Below are 20,037 nucleotides of genomic sequence, written 5' to 3' on the forward strand. Positions count from 1 at the left end.
CTTGTCATGACCGAAGCCGTCGGCCTCGATGAGCAGGTACTGGACCGTGCTGCCGGATACGAGCGCCGGTTCAACGCGCTCTTCGAGGAGTACTTCGACACACTGAGCACCAGGCTCGATGTGCCGTCGTTCAGCCGTTTCACCCCGGACTGCCTGGAGTTGCTGCGGCAGCTGTCCTTGCGCGGCGGCAAGCGGATGCGGGTCGTCCTGCTTCACGAGGCGGCTCGGCTGGTGACTGCCGAGCCGGTCGACGGGCTGGACGCCGCGGCGCTGAGCATCGAACTGCTGCAGACCCACGGCCTGGTGCACGACGACCTCATCGACGACAGCCCCACCCGCCGGGGCGGCCCTTCCACCTACTACGCCTACCGCAAGCAGTTCCCCCACCACCCGCAGGCGGCGCTCGGTCTCACCGTGCTCGCCGGTGATCTCGCCCTGGCCCTGTCCCTGCAGGTGCTCCTGGATGCGAAGGTTCCTGGCGTGCTGCGTCAGGCCATGGTCGAGGTCCAGACACGCGCAGCAGCCGACACATTCGTGGGCCAGATCATCGACCTGGAACGCGACTTCACCCCCACCGCTCCGGACGAGGAGCTCCTGCACTGCGTGGCCGACTACAAATCCGCCCGCTACTCGCTTGTCGCGCCCCTGCAGCTGGGCCTCCTGGCCGCAGGTGGGCAGCCGGCACTCTTCGACCAGGAACTGCGCCGTTACGCGCGGCTGGTCGGGATCTGCGGACAGATGCGAGATGACTACCTGGACCTGTTCGGGGACGCGGCCACCATGGGCAAGCCGACCGGCACCGACATCCGCGACGGGAAGCAGAGTTACACCGTCAGCGCCCTGCTGTCCGCCGTCGGTGACGCCGAGCGTGCCGTGGTGGAAGCCGCGCTCGGTGACCCGGCCTGCACACCGGAGACCATCGCCGCGGTCCGCGAGATCGGCGAACGCCGCGGTGTGGCGGACAGGATGCGGGCGGACATGCGGCGCTATGCGGAACAGGCCTGCCTGGTGGCCGCCGGCTGGCGGCCACGATGGCGTGATGAGGCGGTCATTTTCTTCGAGCGGCTGCCGTTGTGGAGCGTTGAACGAGCGATGTGACCAGTGTGCGTACGAGGCTGGTGGCGTCTGCGGCCGTGGCGGGTTCGGTGCGTGCGGGTCCCACGTCTGTGGCCGGGGGAGTTGTGGCCCTCAGGTCCGCGAGCGCCTGGTGCCAGCGTGCGGGGAGGGTTTCGGCGTGGGGGAGGGCCTTGTCGATGCGGAAGCACGCGCTGGCAACGTCCTCGTAGCTCATCACGGCGACGGCCATGGGGACGCCGGGCGGGCAGCAGATGATGGGGTCGATGCGGTGTACCGCCGCGTCGCCGTAGTGCAGACGGTGACGCACTACGAGATATGACGCGCAGACGGTGAGCCGGCCTGGTGCGGTGCTGAGGGCCACGAGTCGCTGGAACAGGCTCCGGGGGAGGCGGGTGAGGGCCGCGCGGAGTACTGCCTTGTGGTCGGAGGACTTCAGGGCGGCGGTGACAACCCGCGTGCGCTCCAGCCGTTCACCCGGAGGCATGGTGCCGCCGGGCAGGTCGATCCGGGTCAGGAACAGCCGGTTTCCCGGAACTCCCACCTCCTCGGGCGTGCGCAGGCTGACGGGGACCATGACGGGGATCGCCACGCCGGCGGCGCCGGGCCAGGCCGTGCCGGCCCACTCGGCGATGGCGTCGGCCAGGGCTGTGAGGAAGACGTCGTTGGTGCTGGCGCCGCCGGCTCGGGCCGCTGCGCGCAGCCACGCCGTGGGAGCCTGAGTCCACACCGTGTGGCGCTGGTCGGTCGGCGGATGGGCGGGAGATTGCCACAGGTGGTGCCGGCGCATGTGGCGTAGCAACGTCGCGGTGCTCCGCAGGACCTGGCGTAGAGGGGGCCTGGCGGTGGGGGTGAGGCCCCGAGCCAGCAACGAGGACTGCCCCGGCAACAGCGGCGGCCCGAACAGGGCTTCGAGAACCGTGACGACGTTGGCGCCGTCCTGGACCGTGTGTTGGGTGAGGTACAGCAGGGCGAACCCGTCGGGGACGTGACCGTGCAGCAGGACCATGCGCCAGGCCGGAGCGGTGTCCGGCCAGGGTTCGTGCAGGAAAGCCCGTACCGCGGTGTCCAGAGCCGCAGGCTGGCCACCGACGCGCTGAGCGCGAATGTGCTGGGTCATATCCGGTCTGGCAGGCGACCACCGTGCCGTCGGTCCATCGACGGTCAGGAGGTGCGTGAGGCAAGGGAGGCCGGCAAGGCGGGTGGCGACGTGTGCTCGAAGGCCGGTCAGATCGGGCACGGTACCGGTCAGGTGCAGCACGACCCCGACGGTCGCGTTGGCATCCGGGTGCTGCGCGAGCATTTCGGCCTCGAGCATGACGAGGTCGGCGGGACCGGGGTCCGGAAACCGGGTCAAATCTGTCACCCGAGAAGGTCGAAGAGAGGTGCGCCGACTCCTGCACCGACGAGCGCCCCGACGGCTACCTGGCCGATGGTGTGGCAGCGCAACCGGATGCGGGACCAGCCGATCAGCGCCACCAGCGGGCTGAGCACGAGGAGCCAGGTCCCGAACACCGAGGCGAGAATGGCGAGGGCGCCGGCGGCGACCGCGGAGTGGACCGACACCTTCCAGAAGAAGGTGATCACGAGCAGGACGAGCAGGACGGCGAGCATCGCCGCCACCAGGGCCGTCACCTCGATCGGCGCGTCGAGCCCGTACAGCAGCGCCGTGCCGGTGATGACCGAGGCCATGACGCCGGGAGCGGCCACGAGGCGGTCCTGCCGCCGCCGCACATGCCGGTCACCCCAGTACCGGCGGCGCTCACCGACTCCCAGGATCAGCGTGGGCAGCACGGCGGTGAACGCCGCCGCGAGCAGACCCCAGCCGGCGCCCGGCCATGCATCGGCGTGCCAGCCGAGCAGCGGAGCCAGGAGCAGCATCCAGTTCCTGGGCTCGAAGCCGTCGCTGATCAGCCACGCCCAGCGCGCCTCCCCCCGAGGCACCGCGTCCCCCGCGGCTGAGCGCGGAAGGCGGGCAGGGGCTGATACGACCTGTGGAGCAGTCGAAGCTGCGGCGTTCTGATCCGACATCCTGAAAGCCCCCGCCCTCACCTGCTCGTCCTGCCGCAGTGCACGGCGTTCATCCTTGAAACGATGCCCGGACAGGGACAGTCACGGCACCGGCGCGGTCTGCTCGATGCCTGACCCCTCCGGGGCTGTCTTCGCCATGCGCGGGTGGTGGGTGCGGGTACGGACCGCGAAGGCGGTCATGCCCAGCGCCGCCATGCCCACAGCCCAGCCGGCGCCCAGCAGCAGGCAGGACCACGGCACCAGCTTCAGACCACCGGCCGCGACCGAGCTCTGCACCGCCCCCGTAGGCCGGAAGGAATCGTACGACCGGGCTGTCCGCGTCCGGGTTGATCAGCATTCACTTGCAAATGCAAGACATGCAGCGTCCGTTCTGCTGGTTGATCGTCCAGTCCGACAGCGGATCACTGGTGTGCGGCACCACTCGTCCACACCGTTCGTACGTTGCTTCAATCGCCGTATCGAGCTGTCGAGGACGGTGGAAGAACGTGGATCTGAACACGGTGACGGAGGTGCGCGACGCCCGTCGTCGCGACACGTGGCGGCCGGGCGACGCCTGGCTGGGCGGCGGCACGTACCTGTTCTCCGAGCCGCAGCCCCACATCCGCCGCCTGATCGACCTCAGTCGGACCGGCTGGGAACCACTTCAGCTGACCGCCGAAGGAGACCTGGAGATCGCCGCCACCTGCACGATCGCCCAGCTCTCCCGCTTCCCCAAGCCCGCGGAGTGGGCGGCGGCTCCGCTCTTCGAACAGTGCTGCCGGGCCTTCCTGGCCTCCTGGAAGATCTGGAACATGGCCACCGTCGGCGGAAACCTGTGCAACGCGCTGCCCGCCGGGCCGATGATCTCCCTGACCGCCGCCCTCGATGGCGTCTGCCGGCTGCTGTCCCGGACCGGCTCCGTGCGCGAGGTCCCGGTCGCCGACTTCGTCATCGGCGCCGGACGCAAGGTCCTGCACGAGGGTGAGCTGCTCCGTTCGGTCACTCTGCCCGCCCGGGCGCTGGCCGGCCGTACGGCGTTCCGGCAGGCGTCGCTGTACGGGCTGGGCCGGTCGGGCGCGCTGGTGATCGGTGCGGTTGATCCGATCGACGGGGAGTTGACCCTCACCATCACGGCCTCGACCGTGCGGCCGATCCAGCTGCGGTTCGCGTTGCCGCCGAACGCGGAAGCCTTGCGCGAGGCGGTCGAGTACGCGGTCGAGCCGGGGGAGTACTTCGACGACATCCACGGACTCCCGGCCTGGCGACGGCACATGACGTTTCGCTTCGCCGAGGAGATCCGCCGCGAACTGACCGAGGAGGCCGGACGATGAGCTTCGCGATCCGCGTCAACAACGAGGACTTCGACGCCGAGCCCCGCCCCGGGCAGTGTCTGCGCACCTACCTGCGCGACCGTGGTTGGTTCGGGGTGAAGAAGGGCTGCGACGCCGGGGACTGCGGTGCCTGCACCGTCCAGGTCGACGGCGAGCCCGTGCACAGCTGTCTCTACCCGGCCGTCCGGGCCGAGGGCCGTTCGGTCACCACCGTGGAAGGGCTGGCCAAGGACGGTCAACTCCACCCGATGCAACAGAAGTTCCTGGACGCGCAGGGCTTCCAGTGCGGCTTCTGCACCGCCGGCTTCCTGATGACCACCTCAGCCCTGAACGAGGAGCAACTGACCGATCTGCCCCGGTCGTTGAAGGGCAACCTGTGCCGCTGCACCGGCTACCGGGCGATCGAGGACGCGATCCGTGGGGTCAAGCACACCGAAGAGCCTTGCGCCGGAAAGGCGGTCGGCCGCAGCCCGGGCGCGCCGGCCGGGCCGCAGGTGGTCACCGGCACCGCCCGCTACACCTTCGACATCGAGGTCGAAGGGCTGCTGCACATGAAGCTGCTGCGCTCCCCGCACCCGCACGCCCGGATCGTCTCCATCGACACCTCGGCCGCTCTGCGCGTGCCCGGCGTGCACCTCGTACTGACCCACCACGACGCCCCCGAGCGGCTGTTCTCCTCGGCCCGGCACGAGCACCCCACCGAGGACCCGGACGACACCCGGGTAATGGACGACGTGGTCCGCTTCGCCGGGCAGCGGGTGGCGGCGGTGGTCGCCGACAGCGAGGCGGCGGCGGAGGAGGGCTGCCGCCGGATCGTCGTGGAGTACGAGGTGCTGCCGTTCGTCATCGACCCGGAGCTGGCGATGGTGCCCGGCGCGCCGGTGATCCACCCCAAGGGCCCGGAGTCTCGGATCGCCCGGCCGGACAACAACGTCTGTGGCGAGGTGCACGGCGAGATCGGCAGCGTCGAGCAGGGCTTCGCCGAGGCGGACCTGGTCTACGAGGAGACCTTCCAGACCCAGCGCGTGCAGCACGCAAGCCTGGAGACGCACGGTTGCGTCGCCTACTTCGAGGTGAACGAGGATACCGGCGAGGAACGGATCGTGGTCCGCTCCAGCACCCAGGTCCCGTTCCTCACCCGGCGCGCCCTGTGCGCGCTGTACGACCTGCCGCACGACTATGTCCGGGTGGTCGCGGGCCGGGTCGGCGGCGGGTTCGGCGGTAAGCAGGAGATGCTCACCGAGGACATCGCCGTCCTCGCGGCGATGAAGCTGCACCGGCCGGTGAAGCTGGAGTTCACCCGGCCCGAGCAGTTCTACGGCGCCACCACCAGGCACCCGTTCAAGATCACCGTCAAGGCGGGGTCCAAGCGGGACGGCACGCTGACGGCACTTCAGTTCCGGGTGGTGTCCAACACCGGGGCGTACGGGAACCACGGCCCGGCGGTGATGTTCCACAGTGTGGGCGAGTCGATGGGCGTGTACCGGGTGCCGAACAAGAAGGTGGACGCGTACTCCGTCTACACCAACTGCGTTCCGGCCGGGGCGTTCCGCGGCTACGGGCTGGGGCAGGTGACCTTCGCCGTGGAGTCGGCGATGGACGAGATGGCCCGGCGCCTCGGCATCGATCCGCTGGGGTTCCGGGAGAAGAACATCATCGGTCCCGGCGAGCACATGATCAGCCCGGGTGGTGAGGAGGAGGACCTGCACATCGCCAGCTACGGCCTCGACCAGTGCCTCCAGGTGGTCCGCAAGGCCCTCGCGGAGGACCGCAGCGCCGAGGACGCGCCGGAGGGCTGGCTGGTCGGGCAGGGCTTCGCCATGTCGATGATCGCCACCGGCCCGCCCGGCGGCCACTTCGCCGACGCCACGGTGAAGTTGCTGGAGGACGGCACGTACGACATCGCGGTCGGCACCGCCGAGTTCGGCAACGGCACCACCACCGTGCACAAGCAGATCACCGCGGGCGCTCTGGGCACCACGGTGGACCGCATCGCCATCCGGCAGTCCGACACCGACGTCGTCAAGCACGACACCGGCGCCTTCGGCTCGGCGGGCACGGTGGTGGCGGGCAAGGCCGTGATGAAGGCCGCCAACGCGCTCGCCGAGAAGATCCTGTCCTTCGCCGCGGAGTACGCCAGGACACCCAGGAGCCTGCTCCGGCTGACGGAGGACTCGGTGGAGTGCGACGGACGGCTGATGTCGCTCAAGGAACTCTTCGAGGCCGCTCGCGCAAAGGGGGTCGAGCTCGAGGGCGTCGGCCACTGGGGCGGCTCTCCCCGCTCGGTGGCCTTCAACTCCCAGTGGTTCCGCCTCGCCGTCGACCCCGACACCGGGGAGATCAGGATTCTGCGCAGCGTCCACGGGGCCGACGCGGGCAAGGTCATGAACCCCGTGCAGTGCCGCGGCCAGGTCGAGGGCGGCGTCGCCCAGGCACTCGGCGCCACCCTCTTCGAACAGGTCCTCATCGACGACGCCGGCCAGGTCACCACCGCAGCGTTCCGCCGCTACCGCCTGCCGGCCTATGCCGACGTGCCGCGCACCGAGGTCCACTTCATGGAGACCTCCGACGCCATCGGACCACTCGGAGCCAAGTCCATGAGCGAGAGCCCCTTCAACCCCGTCGCACCCGCCTTCGCCAACGCCCTCCGCGACGCCACCGGCATCCGCTTCACCGAGGCCCCGTTCCTCCGGGACAAGGTCTGGCGGGCCATCGCCGAGCACCGCATCGGGGCTCCTGCGGCACGCATGTGAGAGGCCTTCTGTCGCGTGAACCGACGTATCCGCGAGACTCTCGGGCGGCCGTGCGCGGGCGTGTTGGGACCGCCCACTGTGTCCGCGCACGGCGTCTGAGGCAGCGGGATACCGGATCCGCGGACGGGCACGGCACCGGGCACGGCCCGCCCGCGGATCACTCCGTCCCACCTCGGTCACCCGAAAGGGCCCGGAGTGGCAGCGCTCGGCGCCTTGAACGTCGTGTCGGCATGGTCGAAATCGGTTCATCTCGTGGGCGGAGCGGCTTTCGAACAACCGCCGTGCCACGTCCGACTCCTGGACGGCCGTCGGGGGGATCGGCGGCGGACGCGGCGACGACAACATGACCTACGCGTACGCGATCTGCAGCGGGGACAACATCGACGTCAGCGGCGTCACAACGAAGGTCCACTTCCGCGAGGTGAGCGGCCCGAGCACGGCGTCCACGGGTGGGACCGTGACGGTCGGATGCCCCAGCCCCAGCAGGGACGGGAAGCTGGTCAGCGGGGGTGCGGCCATCAGCGGCGGCAATGTGACGACGACCGATTTCACGAAGACGGTCTCCGGCGGCCCCCACCTCAACGGGAGCTTCCCCAGCGACTCCGCCGGCAACCCGGTTGCTGACGGGACCGCCAGGCCGGCGTACTGGACGGCCGCAACGCACACCGGCGGAACGCCCTCGCCGAACAGCTACTCCGATGTCTGGGCACTGTGCCTCAACGTTCACCACGAGCCCGGAGAGTGATGGTTCCGATCATGCGGTGACGGCCGTGAGGACGGCGCGCCGACCCTCAGTCGACGCCCGGCAGCGCGCCGTCCCCTGCCAGCGGCTTGAGGTCGGTCAGCCAGCGCGCGTCGGGATCGTACGCCGCGAAGAACGGTCGGCCGACCAACTCCGGGTCGCGCGCCTGGACGTAGTGCAGGACGAACGCGCGCTGGCCGTTGACCTCGGTCACCCCGTCCACCTGGACCTTGCCGGGGGTGGCCGACATGATCGGCCCGCGCACTGTCCGGGCCAGGCCGGAGACCTGCGCGTACGCCTCGCGGAAGATCTCGTACGCGCGTGCCAGTGGCACCGCGAAGTAGTCCTGGGGTCCGGTGTCCCGTTCGACGAACATGTAGTACGGGACGGCACCGAGGGCGACCAGCTTCCGCCAGAGGTCGGCCCAGTCCTCCGCCCGGTCGTTGACACCCCGGATCAGCGGCGCCTGGCAGCGCACGACCGCTCCGGTCTCCCGTACGCGCCGCAGCGCGCGTTCCGCTGCCCCGGTACCCAGCTCCCGCGGATGCGAGTAGTGGCCCATCAGTGCGAGGTTGCGTCCGCTGCGCACCACGCGCTCGAACAGGCGCAGCAGGTCGTCGCTGTCCGGGTCGGTGAGCACCCGGTGCGGCCAGTAGGACAGTGCCTTGGTGCCGATCCGCACCGATTCCAGGTGCGGTACGTCGAGCAGTGGCTCGACGTACCGGGCCAACACCGTGCTGCTCATGATCAGCGGATCCCCACCGGTGATGAGCACGCTGGTGACCTCGGGATGCGCCAACACGTACTCGCGCAGCGCCGTTGCGTCCCCGCTGGCCATCCGGAGGTCCGGCTCGCCGACGAACTGCGGCCACCGGAAGCAGTAGGTGCAGTATGCGTGGCAGGTCTGCCCCTGACGCGGGAAGAACAGCACGGTCTCCGGGTACTTGTGCTGCATGCCCTCGATGGGCAGGCCGTCCATCAGGGGCGTGTTGAAAACCCGTTGCCCGCCGGGGTGGGGGTTCAGCCGCATCCGGACCTCACGCGCCTCCTCGAGCAGGCGCGCGGGCGGGGCGCCCTGCGCCAGCAGCGCGGCGATCCGGTCGACATCGGCCTTCGGCAGCATGTCGGGCTGCGGAAAGACCAGCCGGTAGATCGGGTCGTCAGGTGCCCTGTCCCAGTCGATCAGTTCATCGACGACGTAGGAGTTGGTCCGGAAGGGCAGGACCTCGGCGACCGCCCGTGCCCGCAGGCGGTCGTGCCTGTCGAGGCCGGCGCGCGACAGCAGCGCATCGAGGTGGGGCAGGGTGAGGGCGCGGAAGACCGGCCGTCGATCACCGTTCTCCGCTGTCACTCACTGTCCTCTGCCCTCACCGACCTCCGCGCCGCCACGGGGCAGCGGCAGGTCGCTTGACGCCGTGTCAATGATGCCATGGCGTAAAGGCCTGAGACGGACGAACGCGTTGGCGTCGGTGCCGTACTTCTCCGAGTATGCCGTCGAGATCCGCTGGAGCAGGCGTTCCTCGGCAGCGCCGATCATCTCCAGTTCGAACACCTGGTCCGCTCGGCCGTCCAGTCGGACCCGCAGAGGGCGGTCGCGCCGTCTGGCGAGCTCCACCACCACCCGCTGGTCGCAGACGTACATGCTGCCGTCGTACCGGACGTACTCCAACCGCATGGGCGCCCCGGCGTTCTCTCCGCTCTCCTCCTCGAGGAGTTGCACGTGCGTCGTCAGCAGCTCGTTGATGGAGCGTCCGCTGCTCCACAGCTCCGCGAAGCGTTCGGAGACGAAGGAACCCAGCGGTGTGGTGATGCGCACCTCCAGCTGCTGTCCCTCGCCGGAGAGGCGGTCCACGGGGAAGAAACTCACCATCATGCGTTCGCCACAGCGGTACAGCTGGATGGACGGCGCCGCCGCATAGACACGGACCTCCAGCTGCTGCCTGCGCTCGCGCGGCAGTTGCGCCTCCAGGCGCCTCAGGTCGCGCAGGTTCCGCATGATCTCGCGGCGCACGTCGGCGCTGAGTTCGTGGGAGCGCTGCTGAGCCGCCAGTGAGTCCGGATCGAGCAGCATGATGCGGAGGGTGGCCCCGCGGCCGATCGCGCTCCGGGCCGCGTCGGCAAAGCGCTCGGCGGTGTGCCCGGAGAACAGGTAGGAGAAGGTGTCGAGCACGCACACGATGTCGCCGGCCTGAGCCACCTTCTCGCAGAAGGAGGGGTAGTCCAGGCGGAGGTGTTCGCGGACCCGGTCCTCTTCCAGCCTGGCCAGGATCGGCTGGATGACCAGCAGGGTGACCATCGTGGTGAGGAGTTCCGACGGGCGTCGCGTAGCCGCGCAGGTCTCCGGTGGGGTTTCGCCCGGGCGGAGAGCGCGACCGGTCAACGGCGGGCGCGGGGCGGGTGGTCGAAGACGCAGTCGCCGCAGACACCTCCGCCGGGCACGCGGTAGTACAGGCAGCAGGAGTTCCGTCGGAACCGGAGCGGGCCGGCGGAGGTGAAGGCCCCGGTCCCGAAGAGCGGCGGACGGTCGAGCAGGGCGCGGGCGAGTGATGCGGCAGCCTGGGCCGCCCCGGTGCGCCGGAGTTCCGGATCCGCGCTCAGGACTCGCACCGTGCCGGCGAGGGCCGAGGCGGCGTTGCCGTCCAGGAGGCGCGGTGCGACCGGGGCGACGGTGCGTACGGCGGTGGCGAGCGGGCCGAGGTTGGAGGTGACGACCGTGTGGTGGAGACGGTCCAGGAGCGGTGCGTCGGAGTGGGCGACGGCGGGGTGGGGCAGCCACAGGTCCAGTGGTCCGCCGACGGGGAGAAGGAAGTGGGCCCGGTCGGGATCCAGGTCGGGCACGGTCGCGCCGAGTGCGGAGGTGGCGAGCGCCACCGACCACAGCCGGGCGGCGAGGCCGAGGTGGACGACCGAGGCCGCGACCCGCGCCTCCGGCGTGTTCAACTGCCCGGCGGCGGAGGCGATCTTCTGCGCGAGCGGCGCGTCCGGGCCGGTCGCGTACAGCTCGCGGAGCGGCCGGAAGCCGACCGGCGGCGGCGCGTCCTGGGCGCTGGTGCGGACGGAGAAGTACGGCCCGATCCGGCCGACCCGCTCGAGCAGCTGATGGGGCTTGACGGGGTGCACCCCGGAAGCATGCCAGGTCAGGGCTGACGCCGCCCGGTCGGGCGGCACGAACGCCGGTGAGGGGCGTTCGCCTGCCGTACAGCGGGCAGTCATGAGTCGTCCGCCGGGCGATGTCCCGAAAGCGCTGTCCTTGGGGGAACCGCCCGCCACCCCGCGACATGTGGAGGTCACCCACCGATGGCAGAACTCAACCGCCGCCGCTTCCTGCAACTGGCCGGCGCGACAGCCGCGTTCTCCGCGCTGTCGCAGAGCATCGCGCGAGCCGCGTCGATCGCCCCCCAGGGCAGCACCGGCACGATCCAGGACGTCGAGCACATTGTCGTGCTGATGCAGGAGAACCGTTCCTTCGACCACTACTTCGGGTCGATGAAGGGTGTACGAGGCTTCGGCGACCCGCGTCCCGTGACGCTGCCGAGCGGCAAGTCGGTGTGGCACCAGACGGACAGCGGCAGGAAGGAAGTGCTGCCGTTCCGTCCCCAGGTCAGCGACCTGGGCCTGCAGTTCCTCCAGGACCTCAACCATGACTGGGCCGGCGGCCACAAGGCATTCAACAACGGTAAGTACGACCAGTGGATCCCCGCCAAGACGGCCACCACGATGGCGTACCTGACCCGCGACGACATCCCGTTCCACTACGCGCTCGCCGACGCCTTCACCATCTGCGACGCCTACCACTGCTCGTTCATCGGCTCCACCGACCCGAACCGCTACTACATGTGGACCGGGTACACCGGCAACGGCGGCACAGGCGGCGGCCCGGTCCTCGGTAACCAGGAGGCAGGCTACAGCTGGACGACGTACCCCGAGCGGCTCGAGAAGGCCGGGATCTCCTGGAAGATGTACCAGGACATCGGCGACGGGCTCGACGCGGCCGGTTCATGGGGGTGGATCAGCGACGCGTACCGGGGTAACTACGGCGACAACTCGCTCCTGTACTTCAACAGTTACCGCAACGCCAACCCCGGCGACCCGCTGTACGAGAAGGCGCGTACCGGCACCGACGCCAAGAACGGTGACGGGCTCTTCGACGTCCTCAAGCGTGACGTCCAGGCCGGCACGCTGCCGCAGATATCCTGGATAGCAGCGCCCGAGGCCTTCACGGAGCACCCCAACTGGCCGGCGAACTACGGTGCCTGGTACGTCTCGCAGGTGCTGGACGCGCTGACCGCCAACCCCGACGTGTGGGCGAAGACGGCGCTGTTCATCACGTACGACGAGAACGACGGGTTCTTCGACCACATCGTGCCGCCGTTCGTGCCGTCCTCCGCCTCGCAGGGCCTGTCGACCGTGTCGACGACGGCCGACTACTTCACCGGCAACTCCGGCTACCAGGCCGGTCCCTACGGCCTCGGCCAGCGGGTGCCGATGCTGGTCGTCTCGCCGTGGAGCACCGGCGGCTACACCTGCTCCGAGACCTTCGACCACACCTCGATCATCCGGTTCATGGAGCGCCGCTTCGGCGTGCAGGAGCCCAACATCTCGCCCTGGCGGCGCGCCATCTGCGGTGACCTGACCTCGGCCTTCGACTTCACCACGTCGAACTCGACGCCGGCGGCGCTGCCTTCGACGGCCGCCTACCTGCCGCCGGACCACAACCGGCACCCGGACTATGTGCCGACCGTGCCCGCCACCGGCACCATGCCCCAGCAGGAGCCGGGTGCCAAGCCGACCCGCCCGCTGAAGTACGCGCCGCTGGTGGACGGCGCGGCCGACACCAGCGCGGGCAGGTTCAGCCTCACCTTCAGCGGAGGGCCGTCGGCCGGCGCCCAGTTCCTGGTGACCTCGGCCAACCGCACGGACGGCCCATGGACGTACACCGCCGAGGCGGGCAGGACGATCACGGACGGCTGGAACACGAAGTACTCGAAGGGCGTCACGGACCTGTCCGTCTTCGGCCCGAACGGGTTCCTGCGCCGCTTCCGCAATCCCGGGAAGACCGCGGGGCCCGAGGTCACCGCGCACCACAACGCGGCCACCGGCAACCTCGACCTGACGTTCACCAACGCGGCCACCGCCGACGCCCTCCTCACCGTCACCAACGCCTACGGCGGCACCCCGCGGACCCTCACGGTCCGCAAGGGCGCGACGGTCACGTACTCGGTCGACCTGAGCGCCTGTCGCAACTGGTACGACGTGACGGTCACCTCCAGCACCTCGGCCGACTTCGTCCGCCGCCTCGCAGGCCACGTCGAGACCGGCGCCCCGGGCGTCTCCGACCCGGGCATCCTCACCTACTGACCCCTCGGCCACCCGTCTCCCGCGCCGTCCCGAGCACCCTGAGGTGCCCGGGGCGGCGCGTCGGCGTGCAGGCACGGCGGCTGCGGCGGGCCCCTCCCGCGCGCCATCCGGACATCGGTACGCCGCTCGGCCGGCCGCGACTTTCCAGCAGCGCACAGGGCTCGTTGGGTTAGCTGAGCCTTAAGAGTTCCTTAGGTAATGAGTCTGCGGAACATAATCCCAGCTCAGCACCGCTTTTCCTGCTTCCGGTCGTCATTGCCGGGCTGCCGGTGTTTCCGTATGCTCGCGCTCACCGTTGGTCTGAGAGCGCTCTCTGGCGCTGCCTCTCAGACGCGCCCCGCCCGAAGTCCCCCACGAAACAAGGTGCATGCCATGGCTGCTCATCGTGCCCGTCGATGGTCTCTCGGCGGACTCGTCCTTCTGCTCTCGGCCGCTCTGGCCACCGCGATTGTGGTGTCGGCGAGCGGCTCCGGTGTCTCGCGCGCCAGTGCCGCGGTCGGCGCGCAGACCTGGTCGGACGAGTTCGACGGCGCGGCCGGGTCCGGGCCGGATCGCGGGAGGTGGACGCTGGAGACCGGCGGTTCCGGGTACGGCAACCACGAGTTGGAGTACTACACCGACAGCACCGCCAATGCCGCGCTGGACGGCCAGGGGCATCTGGTGGTCACCGCGCGAAAGAACACCGACCCGGGCCTGAACTGCTGGTACGGACCGTGCCGTTACACCTCGGCGCGGTTGAACACGGCCCGGTCCTTCACCCAGGCCTACGGCCACTTCGAGGCCCGGATCAAGATTCCGCGCGGTCAGGGCGTCTGGCCGGCGTTCTGGATGCTCGGCTCGGACATCGGCAGTGTGGGCTGGCCGAACAGCGGCGAGATCGACGTCATGGAGAACATCGGCAAGGAGCCGGGGACCATCCACGGCACGATCCACGGCCCCGGGTACTCCGGCGCCGGCGGCCTCGGCGCCGGATACACCCTGCCCGGCGGTGCGGCCTTCGCGGACGCCTTCCACGTCTTCGCCGTCGACTGGAGCCCGAACTCGATCGCCTGGTCCGTGGACGGTACGGCGTACGAGACCCGCACCCCGGCGGATGCGGGCGGCAACAAGTGGGTCTTCGACCACCCCTTCTTCCTCATCCTCAACCTGGCGGTCGGCGGCGACTGGCCCGGCACCCCGGACGGCTCCACCTCCTTCCCGCAGAGCATGACCGTGGACTACGTGCGCGCCTCGGCCTGGAACGACGCCCCCGGCCCGGGAACGGGCACGACCGGCGCGATCAAGGGGATCGGCGGGATGTGCGTGGATGTGGCCGGCGGCTCCAACGCCGACCGGACCCCGGTCCAGCTGCACAACTGCACCGGCAACCCCGCCCAGCAGTGGACGCTCGGCGGTGACGGCACGGTGCGCGCGCTTGGCAAGTGCCTGGACGTTGCGGGCGGTTCGACCGCCGACGGGGCAGCGGTGCAGCTGTACACCTGCAACGGCACCAAGGCCCAGCAGTGGACGTACACAGCTGCCCACGACCTGACCAACACCGGTGCGAACAAGTGCCTGGACGCCACGGGCAACTCCTCCGCGGACGGCACCCGGCTGCAGACCTGGACCTGCAGCGGCGGCGCCAACCAGAAGTGGACCCTCGGCTGACCCGGCCCGATCTCCCGTGCCTGCGGCCCGCGCCCGCTCCCTGTGACCGCGACCCCTTTCGGAAGAAGGAGCACACCTCATGACGCCGCGTCATCAGCGCCCCATCACCCGCCGCAAGCTTCTCGCCGCCTCCGCGGGTGTGGCCTTCGCCGTGCCGGCGGCGGCCTGGTGGCTGCAGTCCAGTGCCAACGCCTCCACCTCGGCAACGCTCCCCCTGGACCTGGTCAACACCACCGGCAGCGACACCGTGTACGCCTATGTGCTGGGCCGCGATCCGGCGGCGGGCGGCAACTGGGCCTTCATCCAGGGCGACGGCTCCACCCTGTACCACCCGCCGTCCCCCGCGAACGACCAGACCCCGCTGGGCGTGGACTGCGCCATCGCCCTCAACGCCTCCGGCGCGGGTGCCCGTACGGTCACCATGCCGCATCTGGACAGCGGCCGGATCTACTTCTCGGTCGGTGCCAAGCTCACCTTCCTGATCAACCGCGGCGGCGGCCTGGCCCTGCCGTCGGTGAGCAACCCCTCCGACCCCAACATCAACGTCCGCCACGACTTCTGCGAATTCACCTACAACAGCGACCAGCTCTACGCCAACATCACCTTCGTCGACATGGTGTGCCTGCCCATCTCCTTCCGGCTGGAGACCTCACAGGGCACCCAGACCGTTCGCGGCCTGCCCTCCGACGGCCTGAACCGGGTCGCCGCTGCGCTGCGCGCCCAGTCGGCGGCGGACGGCAGCGACTGGAACCGGCTGATCGTCAGCAGCGGTGGCTCCGACCTGCGGGTGGTCAGTCCCAATCTGGCCATCCGCGGCAACAGTTCCCTCTTCGCCGGCTACTTCGACGACTACGTCAACAAGGTCTGGGACAAGTACCGCTCCACCGACCTGCGCATCGACACCCAGTTCACCTGGGGCACCGCCACCGGCCGGGTCTCCGGCGACCAGCTGTACTTCCCCGGCGTGGGCAGCTTCGCCAAGCCGTCCACCCTCGCGGTCTTCTCCTGCAGCGACGCGCCGTTCACCACCGGCAACGACGAGATGGGCAACCTCAGCGCCCGGCTGGCCGCCGCCCTCAACCGCACCACCTTGCTGGACAACCCGAACCAGCCCGACGGCGAGAACCCTGCCGCCTTCTACACCGCTCCCCGCACCAACCACTACGCCCGCATCCTCCACACCACCACCCCCGACGGCCTCGGCTACGCCTTCCCCTACGACGACGTCCACCCGGCGGGGGTCGACTTCGAGGGCAAGGTGCAGTCGGGAACCCCCAGCCGGTTCACCATCACCGTCGGCGGCTCGGCCGGTGGCGGGGGCGGCGGGGGCGGCAACCCCACACCCACCCCGACGGCGACGGGCGGAGGGAGCGCCTTCACCACCATCCAGGCCGAGTCGTTCAGCGCCCAGTCGGGAACCGCGGTGGAGTCCTGCTCCGACACCGGCGGCGGCCAGGACGTGGGATGGCTGGCCAACGGGGACTGGCTGAAGTACTCAGCGGTCGCCTTCGGCAACGCCGGAGCCACCCGCTTCAGCGCACGAGTCGCCTCCGGCGCCGCCGCGGGGATCAGCGGCCTGGTGGAGGTCCGACTCGGAAGCCCCACGGCCACGCCACTCGGCAGCTTCGCCATCGCATCCACGGGCGGCTGGCAGAACTGGCGCACCGTCCCCGCGGACATCAGCAAGGTCACCGGCACCCACGATGTCTACCTCACCTTCACCAGCGGACAGCCGGCCGACTTCGTCAACCTCAACTGGTTCACCTTCAACTAGACCGGACAGACCCCTGGGGGAGGGGCCGACGACGTCACTGTCGTCGGCCCCTCTCGGCTGCCAGGAGAGCGCAGCCGACGGGGCATGGAGCCTGACTCGCCGGACGCGACCGCATCGGTGCCCATGGCCTTGACCGGAGCGATGCCCGCCCCGGCCGCCGGGTGGGCGCCGAGCGCCTGCTTGACCGGGGTGTGCCGATGCGGCGGGAAACCTCGGCGCTCAGGCGGGTCCGCGTGAGTGGCCAAAATGGCCGAAAGCTAACATGTGAACATCGCCTAGCTCGAAAGATGGACCTGTGACTGTCAACGAGGACGTGTTCACGAACTGGAAGACCCGCGAGGAGATCGCGGAGTCGATGATCCCGATCATCGGGAGACTGCATCGGGAGAGGGACGTCACGGTCCTGCTGCACAGCCGCTCCTTGGTCAACAAGTCGGTGGTCAGCATCCTCAAGACGCACCGGTTCGCCCGCCAGATCGACGGCGAGGAGCTGTCGGTCACCGAGACGCTGCCGTTCCTGCAGGCTCTCACCGTGCTCGATCTCGGCCCTTCCCAGATCGACATCGGCATGCTCGCGGCCACGTACAAGACCGACGCCCGCGGCCTCTCGGTGGAGGAATTCACCGCGGAGGCGGTCATCGGCGCCACGGGCGCCAACAAGCTGGACCGCCGCGAGCCGCGCGATGTCGTCCTGTACGGGTTCGGCCGCATCGGCCGCCTCATCGCCCGCCTGCTCATCGAGAAGGCGGGATCCGGCAACGGTCTGCGGCTGCGCGCCATCGTCGTCCGCAACAGCGGCAGCGAGGACCTCGTCAGGCGCGCCTCGCTGCTGCGCCGTGACTCGATCCACGGCCAGTTCCAGGGCACGATCACCGTCGACGAGGCGAACAACAAGATCATCGCCAATGGCAGCGAGATCAAGGTGATCTACTCGGATGACCCGACGTCGGTGGACTACACGGCGTACGGCATCAACGACGCCATCCTCATCGACAACACCGGCAGGTGGCGCGACCGCGAGGGCCTGTCGAAGCACCTCCGCCCCGGTATCGCCAAGGTGGTCCTGACCGCGCCGGGCAAGGGCGACGTCCCCAACATCGTCCACGGCGTCAACCACGACATGATCAAGCCGGACGAGCAGATCCTGTCCTGCGCGTCCTGCACCACCAACGCGATCGTCCCGCCGCTGAAGGCGATGGCGGACGAGTACGGCGTCCTGCGCGGCCACGTGGAGACCGTCCACTCGTTCACCAACGACCAGAACCTGCTGGACAACTACCACAGCTCCGACCGTCGCGGCCGCTCGGCGGCGCTGAACATGGTCATCACCGAGACCGGTGCCGCCTCGGCCGTCGCCAAGGCGCTGCCCGACCTCAAGGCGAAGATCACCGGCAGCTCGATCCGCGTCCCGGTGCCGGATGTCTCGATCGCGATCCTCAACCTGCAGCTCGAGCGTGAGACCACCCGCGAGGAGGTCCTCGACTACCTCCGCAACGTGTCGCTGACCTCGCCGCTCAAGCGCCAGATCGACTTCATCAGCGCTCCCGACGCGGTCTCGAGCGACTTCATCGGCTCGCGCCACGCCTCGATCGTCGATGCCGGTGCGACCAAGGTCGAGGGCGACAACGCGATCCTCTACCTGTGGTACGACAACGAGTTCGGCTACTCCTGCCAGGTCATCCGCGTCGTCCAGCACGTCTCCGGCGTGGAGTACCCGACCTACCCGGCCCCGGCGGTCTGATCTCGGCGGACGGTCCGATCCTGCGTCCTGGCGGGTGAGGCGGTGGTGGGGCGGCAATCGATCCCGATGGGCTTCTGGTTGCCGTCCCACCGCCACCCGCTGACCCTGCGCTTGCCGAAACCCCACCCGCGGCGCTGAGCCGCCCGACGGGTACATCGCCTCGGCAGATGCCGTGCCGGCCACAATCGCATGGCGAGAGGGGCATCCGGTGGGGCGGCAGACCATGTCATCGCACAGTCTGACCGCCCAACCCAGCGAGGCTTTCCGGTTGTCGCGCTGACGCGCTAAAGATCGCCCTGGATGAGGGCGTGCAGGTGCTGGTCGTGCCATCCGTCTGCGTGCAGCAGTGCGCTGCGCATGGTGCCCTCGAGGGAGTATCCGGCCTTGGCTGCTACTCGGCAGGATGCCGGGTTGGCCACCGAGTGGCACAGCCGCAGGCGGTGCAGGCCGAGATCCTCCAGGGCCCACCGGCTGACGCGCTTCAGGGCCTCGACCACGACGCCACCGCCGCGTGCTGCGGGCAGGATCCAGTAGACGATCTCGGCGCTGCCGTCCTTGAGGTCGATGTCGCCCCACCCGATGAGACCCATGGCCTCGCCGCCGCCCGGTCGTGCGATGGCCCAGATTGCGCTCTGTTCGGCCTGCCAGCGCTCGTGCATGCGCTCGATCCTCCCGCGAGCGTCCTCCGGTGACTCCACAACCAGGAGGTTCCATAGGCGAATTGCCGGATCCTGGCCGGCGGCCACCAGGACGTCCGCGTCGCTGAGCTGCCAGGGACGCAGCTCCAGGCCGCCGGGAAGGTCGAGCACCGGCTGTGGGTTCCGGGCCATCCGGCCTGCGGGGACGACTGGAGCTATGGGCGAGTTGGAGATCATTGCGGCATCGTGCCACAGGCTTCAGGTGTACGAAATCCGTTATCCCGTGCGCCGAACCGGTGAGAAGGGGCGCCGGTGCCAGGTCTGCGTACGGGGCCGGTCTGGACGGACTCGCCGAAGGGGCAGAAGTCGTGGGGCGAGGTCGGGAACTCGTCGGAGAGGATCTCGGAGCGGACGGCCCCGGTGAGGCCGGACAGCAGAAATTGTCCGAAGCTCATGTCGAGGTGTTCCCACCGTTCGCCGCGGGCTTCGTTGATCATGACGGTCCAGCCGCCGGGGTCCTGTTCAGGCCGCGCCAACCAGTAGAGGAACTCTCCGTTGTCGGTCGATGCCCATGGGATGAGGCGGGCACCGGGGTCTTCGACCTCGCTCGGCTTCTCCTCTCCACCGCCGACGGATACGGGTGAACGTGGTGCGCTTCTCGCCCGGTGCCCGCACCGCCTGGCACTGCCACGCGGTCGGGCAGACCCTGCAGGTCACCGAGGGCTTCGGGCTGGTCCAGTCCCGCGGTGGCGAGGTGATCGTGATGCGACCGGGCGACACCGTCCACACCCCGCCGGGCGAGTGGCACTGGCACGGTGCAGCACCCGACCACTTCATGACCCACCTCGCCATGTGGGAGGGCCCCGGCGAAGGAGGCGGCCCCGAGTCCGAGTGGGGCGACCACGTCACCGACGAGGAATACCGCACGAGGTAAGCGGAACACCACCAGGCCGTCAGGCCTTACCGTCC

At 69.6% G+C, this 20,037-nt stretch carries 17 protein-coding genes; 9 read left to right on the top strand and 8 right to left on the bottom strand.

What is annotated here, in order from left to right; translation table 11 throughout:
* Positions 1-6 precede the first annotated feature (6 nt).
* Positions 7-1,098: a polyprenyl synthetase family protein gene (locus FB465_RS26750; RefSeq protein WP_145794543.1), complete on the top strand. Its 1,092-nt coding sequence runs from the start codon at positions 7-9 to the stop codon at positions 1,096-1,098.
* Here the strand turns inward: FB465_RS26750 and FB465_RS26755 are convergent.
* From FB465_RS26755 to FB465_RS26765, 3 genes are all read right to left on the bottom strand, one after another.
* The gene (locus FB465_RS26755) at positions 1,049-2,335 is read right to left on the bottom strand and encodes a hypothetical protein (RefSeq protein WP_170290695.1); all 1,287 of its coding nucleotides are present in this window, start codon (positions 2,333-2,335) and stop codon (positions 1,049-1,051) included. The genes FB465_RS26750 and FB465_RS26755 overlap by 50 nt on opposite strands.
* A gap of 101 nt (positions 2,336-2,436) precedes the next feature.
* The gene (locus tag FB465_RS26760; protein ID WP_145794547.1) at positions 2,437-3,018 is read right to left on the bottom strand and encodes a phosphatase PAP2 family protein; all 582 of its coding nucleotides are present in this window, start codon (positions 3,016-3,018) and stop codon (positions 2,437-2,439) included.
* Positions 3,019-3,186: 168 nt separating this feature from the next.
* Complete coding sequence (locus tag FB465_RS26765; protein ID WP_145794548.1) at positions 3,187-3,381, bottom strand: hypothetical protein; 195 nt, start codon at positions 3,379-3,381, stop codon at positions 3,187-3,189.
* Between the two features lie 209 nt (positions 3,382-3,590).
* Between FB465_RS26765 and FB465_RS26770 the strand changes: the two genes are divergently transcribed.
* The 3 genes from FB465_RS26770 (at position 3,591) to FB465_RS26780 (ending at position 7,913) form a co-directional block, all read left to right on the top strand.
* On the top strand, positions 3,591-4,415 hold the full coding sequence (locus FB465_RS26770; protein ID WP_145794551.1) for an FAD binding domain-containing protein: 825 nt from the start codon (positions 3,591-3,593) through the stop codon (positions 4,413-4,415).
* On the top strand, positions 4,412-7,168 hold the full coding sequence (locus tag FB465_RS26775) for a molybdopterin-dependent oxidoreductase (protein WP_145794553.1): 2,757 nt from the start codon (positions 4,412-4,414) through the stop codon (positions 7,166-7,168). The genes FB465_RS26770 and FB465_RS26775 overlap by 4 nt, the downstream gene beginning before the upstream one ends.
* Positions 7,169-7,511: 343 nt before the next feature.
* The gene (locus tag FB465_RS26780; RefSeq protein WP_211785860.1) at positions 7,512-7,913 is read left to right on the top strand and encodes a hypothetical protein; all 402 of its coding nucleotides are present in this window, start codon (positions 7,512-7,514) and stop codon (positions 7,911-7,913) included.
* Between the two features lie 46 nt (positions 7,914-7,959).
* On the opposite strand, the gene FB465_RS26785 is transcribed toward FB465_RS26780, so the two are convergent.
* The 3 genes from FB465_RS26785 to FB465_RS26795 all read right to left on the bottom strand — a co-directional run bounded on the left by FB465_RS26785 (position 7,960) and on the right by FB465_RS26795 (position 11,030).
* Positions 7,960-9,261, bottom strand: coding sequence for a KamA family radical SAM protein (locus tag FB465_RS26785; RefSeq protein ID WP_145794555.1), 1,302 nt, complete (start codon positions 9,259-9,261; stop codon positions 7,960-7,962).
* Complete coding sequence (locus FB465_RS26790; RefSeq protein ID WP_145794557.1) at positions 9,262-10,206, bottom strand: hypothetical protein; 945 nt, start codon at positions 10,204-10,206, stop codon at positions 9,262-9,264. It abuts the gene before it with no gap.
* Between the two features lie 80 nt (positions 10,207-10,286).
* The gene (locus tag FB465_RS26795) at positions 10,287-11,030 is read right to left on the bottom strand and encodes a (2Fe-2S)-binding protein (RefSeq protein WP_246192854.1); all 744 of its coding nucleotides are present in this window, start codon (positions 11,028-11,030) and stop codon (positions 10,287-10,289) included.
* Positions 11,031-11,207: 177 nt separating this feature from the next.
* Between FB465_RS26795 and FB465_RS26800 the strand changes: the two genes are divergently transcribed.
* From FB465_RS26800 to FB465_RS26815, 4 genes are all read left to right on the top strand, one after another.
* Positions 11,208-13,268: a phosphocholine-specific phospholipase C gene (locus FB465_RS26800; RefSeq protein ID WP_145794561.1), complete on the top strand. Its 2,061-nt coding sequence runs from the start codon at positions 11,208-11,210 to the stop codon at positions 13,266-13,268.
* A gap of 372 nt (positions 13,269-13,640) precedes the next feature.
* Positions 13,641-14,915, top strand: coding sequence for a glycoside hydrolase family 16 protein (locus tag FB465_RS26805; RefSeq protein WP_145794562.1), 1,275 nt, complete (start codon positions 13,641-13,643; stop codon positions 14,913-14,915).
* A 79-nt stretch (positions 14,916-14,994) separates the two neighbouring features.
* Positions 14,995-16,689, top strand: a complete 1,695-nt coding sequence (locus tag FB465_RS26810; protein WP_246192855.1) for a glycoside hydrolase family 64 protein — start codon at positions 14,995-14,997, stop codon at positions 16,687-16,689.
* A gap of 295 nt (positions 16,690-16,984) precedes the next feature.
* Positions 16,985-18,430: a glyceraldehyde-3-phosphate dehydrogenase gene (locus tag FB465_RS26815; RefSeq protein WP_145794564.1), complete on the top strand. Its 1,446-nt coding sequence runs from the start codon at positions 16,985-16,987 to the stop codon at positions 18,428-18,430.
* Positions 18,431-18,714: 284 nt separating this feature from the next.
* On the opposite strand, the gene FB465_RS26820 is transcribed toward FB465_RS26815, so the two are convergent.
* Both FB465_RS26820 and FB465_RS26825 read right to left on the bottom strand, forming a co-directional pair.
* A complete protein-coding gene (locus FB465_RS26820) occupies positions 18,715-19,239 on the bottom strand; it encodes a GNAT family N-acetyltransferase (RefSeq protein WP_246192856.1) in 525 nt (174 codons plus the stop codon).
* Positions 19,240-19,301: 62 nt separating this feature from the next.
* Positions 19,302-19,565 (bottom strand): hypothetical protein, encoded by a 264-nt coding sequence (locus tag FB465_RS26825; protein WP_145794567.1) that lies wholly within the window; start codon positions 19,563-19,565, stop codon positions 19,302-19,304.
* 143 nt (positions 19,566-19,708) lie between these two features.
* Here FB465_RS26825 and FB465_RS26830 point away from each other — a divergent pair, with 143 nt between their 5' ends.
* The gene (locus tag FB465_RS26830; protein WP_342791842.1) at positions 19,709-20,002 is read left to right on the top strand and encodes a cupin domain-containing protein; all 294 of its coding nucleotides are present in this window, start codon (positions 19,709-19,711) and stop codon (positions 20,000-20,002) included.
* Positions 20,003-20,037 lie beyond the last annotated feature (35 nt).

Origin of the sequence: Kitasatospora atroaurantiaca (genome assembly GCF_007828955.1) — a bacterium.
In the GTDB taxonomy this organism is placed as follows: Bacteria; Actinomycetota; Actinomycetes; order Streptomycetales; family Streptomycetaceae; genus Kitasatospora; species Kitasatospora atroaurantiaca.

What these genes read in the sequence shown, in the direction of transcription:
- FB465_RS26750 (WP_145794543.1), top strand. Translation starts at nt 7, where the DNA reads ATGACCGAAGCCGTCGGCCTCGATGAGCAGGTACTGGACCGTGCTGCC.
- FB465_RS26775 (WP_145794553.1), top strand. Translation starts at nt 4,412, where the DNA reads ATGAGCTTCGCGATCCGCGTCAACAACGAGGACTTCGACGCCGAGCCC.
- FB465_RS26780 (WP_211785860.1), top strand. Translation starts at nt 7,512, where the DNA reads ATGACCTACGCGTACGCGATCTGCAGCGGGGACAACATCGACGTCAGC.
- FB465_RS26790 (WP_145794557.1), bottom strand. Translation starts at nt 10,206, where the DNA reads ATGGTCACCCTGCTGGTCATCCAGCCGATCCTGGCCAGGCTGGAAGAG.
- FB465_RS26800 (WP_145794561.1), top strand. Translation starts at nt 11,208, where the DNA reads ATGGCAGAACTCAACCGCCGCCGCTTCCTGCAACTGGCCGGCGCGACA.
- FB465_RS26805 (WP_145794562.1), top strand. Translation starts at nt 13,641, where the DNA reads ATGGCTGCTCATCGTGCCCGTCGATGGTCTCTCGGCGGACTCGTCCTT.
- FB465_RS26810 (WP_246192855.1), top strand. Translation starts at nt 14,995, where the DNA reads ATGACGCCGCGTCATCAGCGCCCCATCACCCGCCGCAAGCTTCTCGCC.
- FB465_RS26825 (WP_145794567.1), bottom strand. Translation starts at nt 19,565, where the DNA reads ATGATCAACGAAGCCCGCGGCGAACGGTGGGAACACCTCGACATGAGC.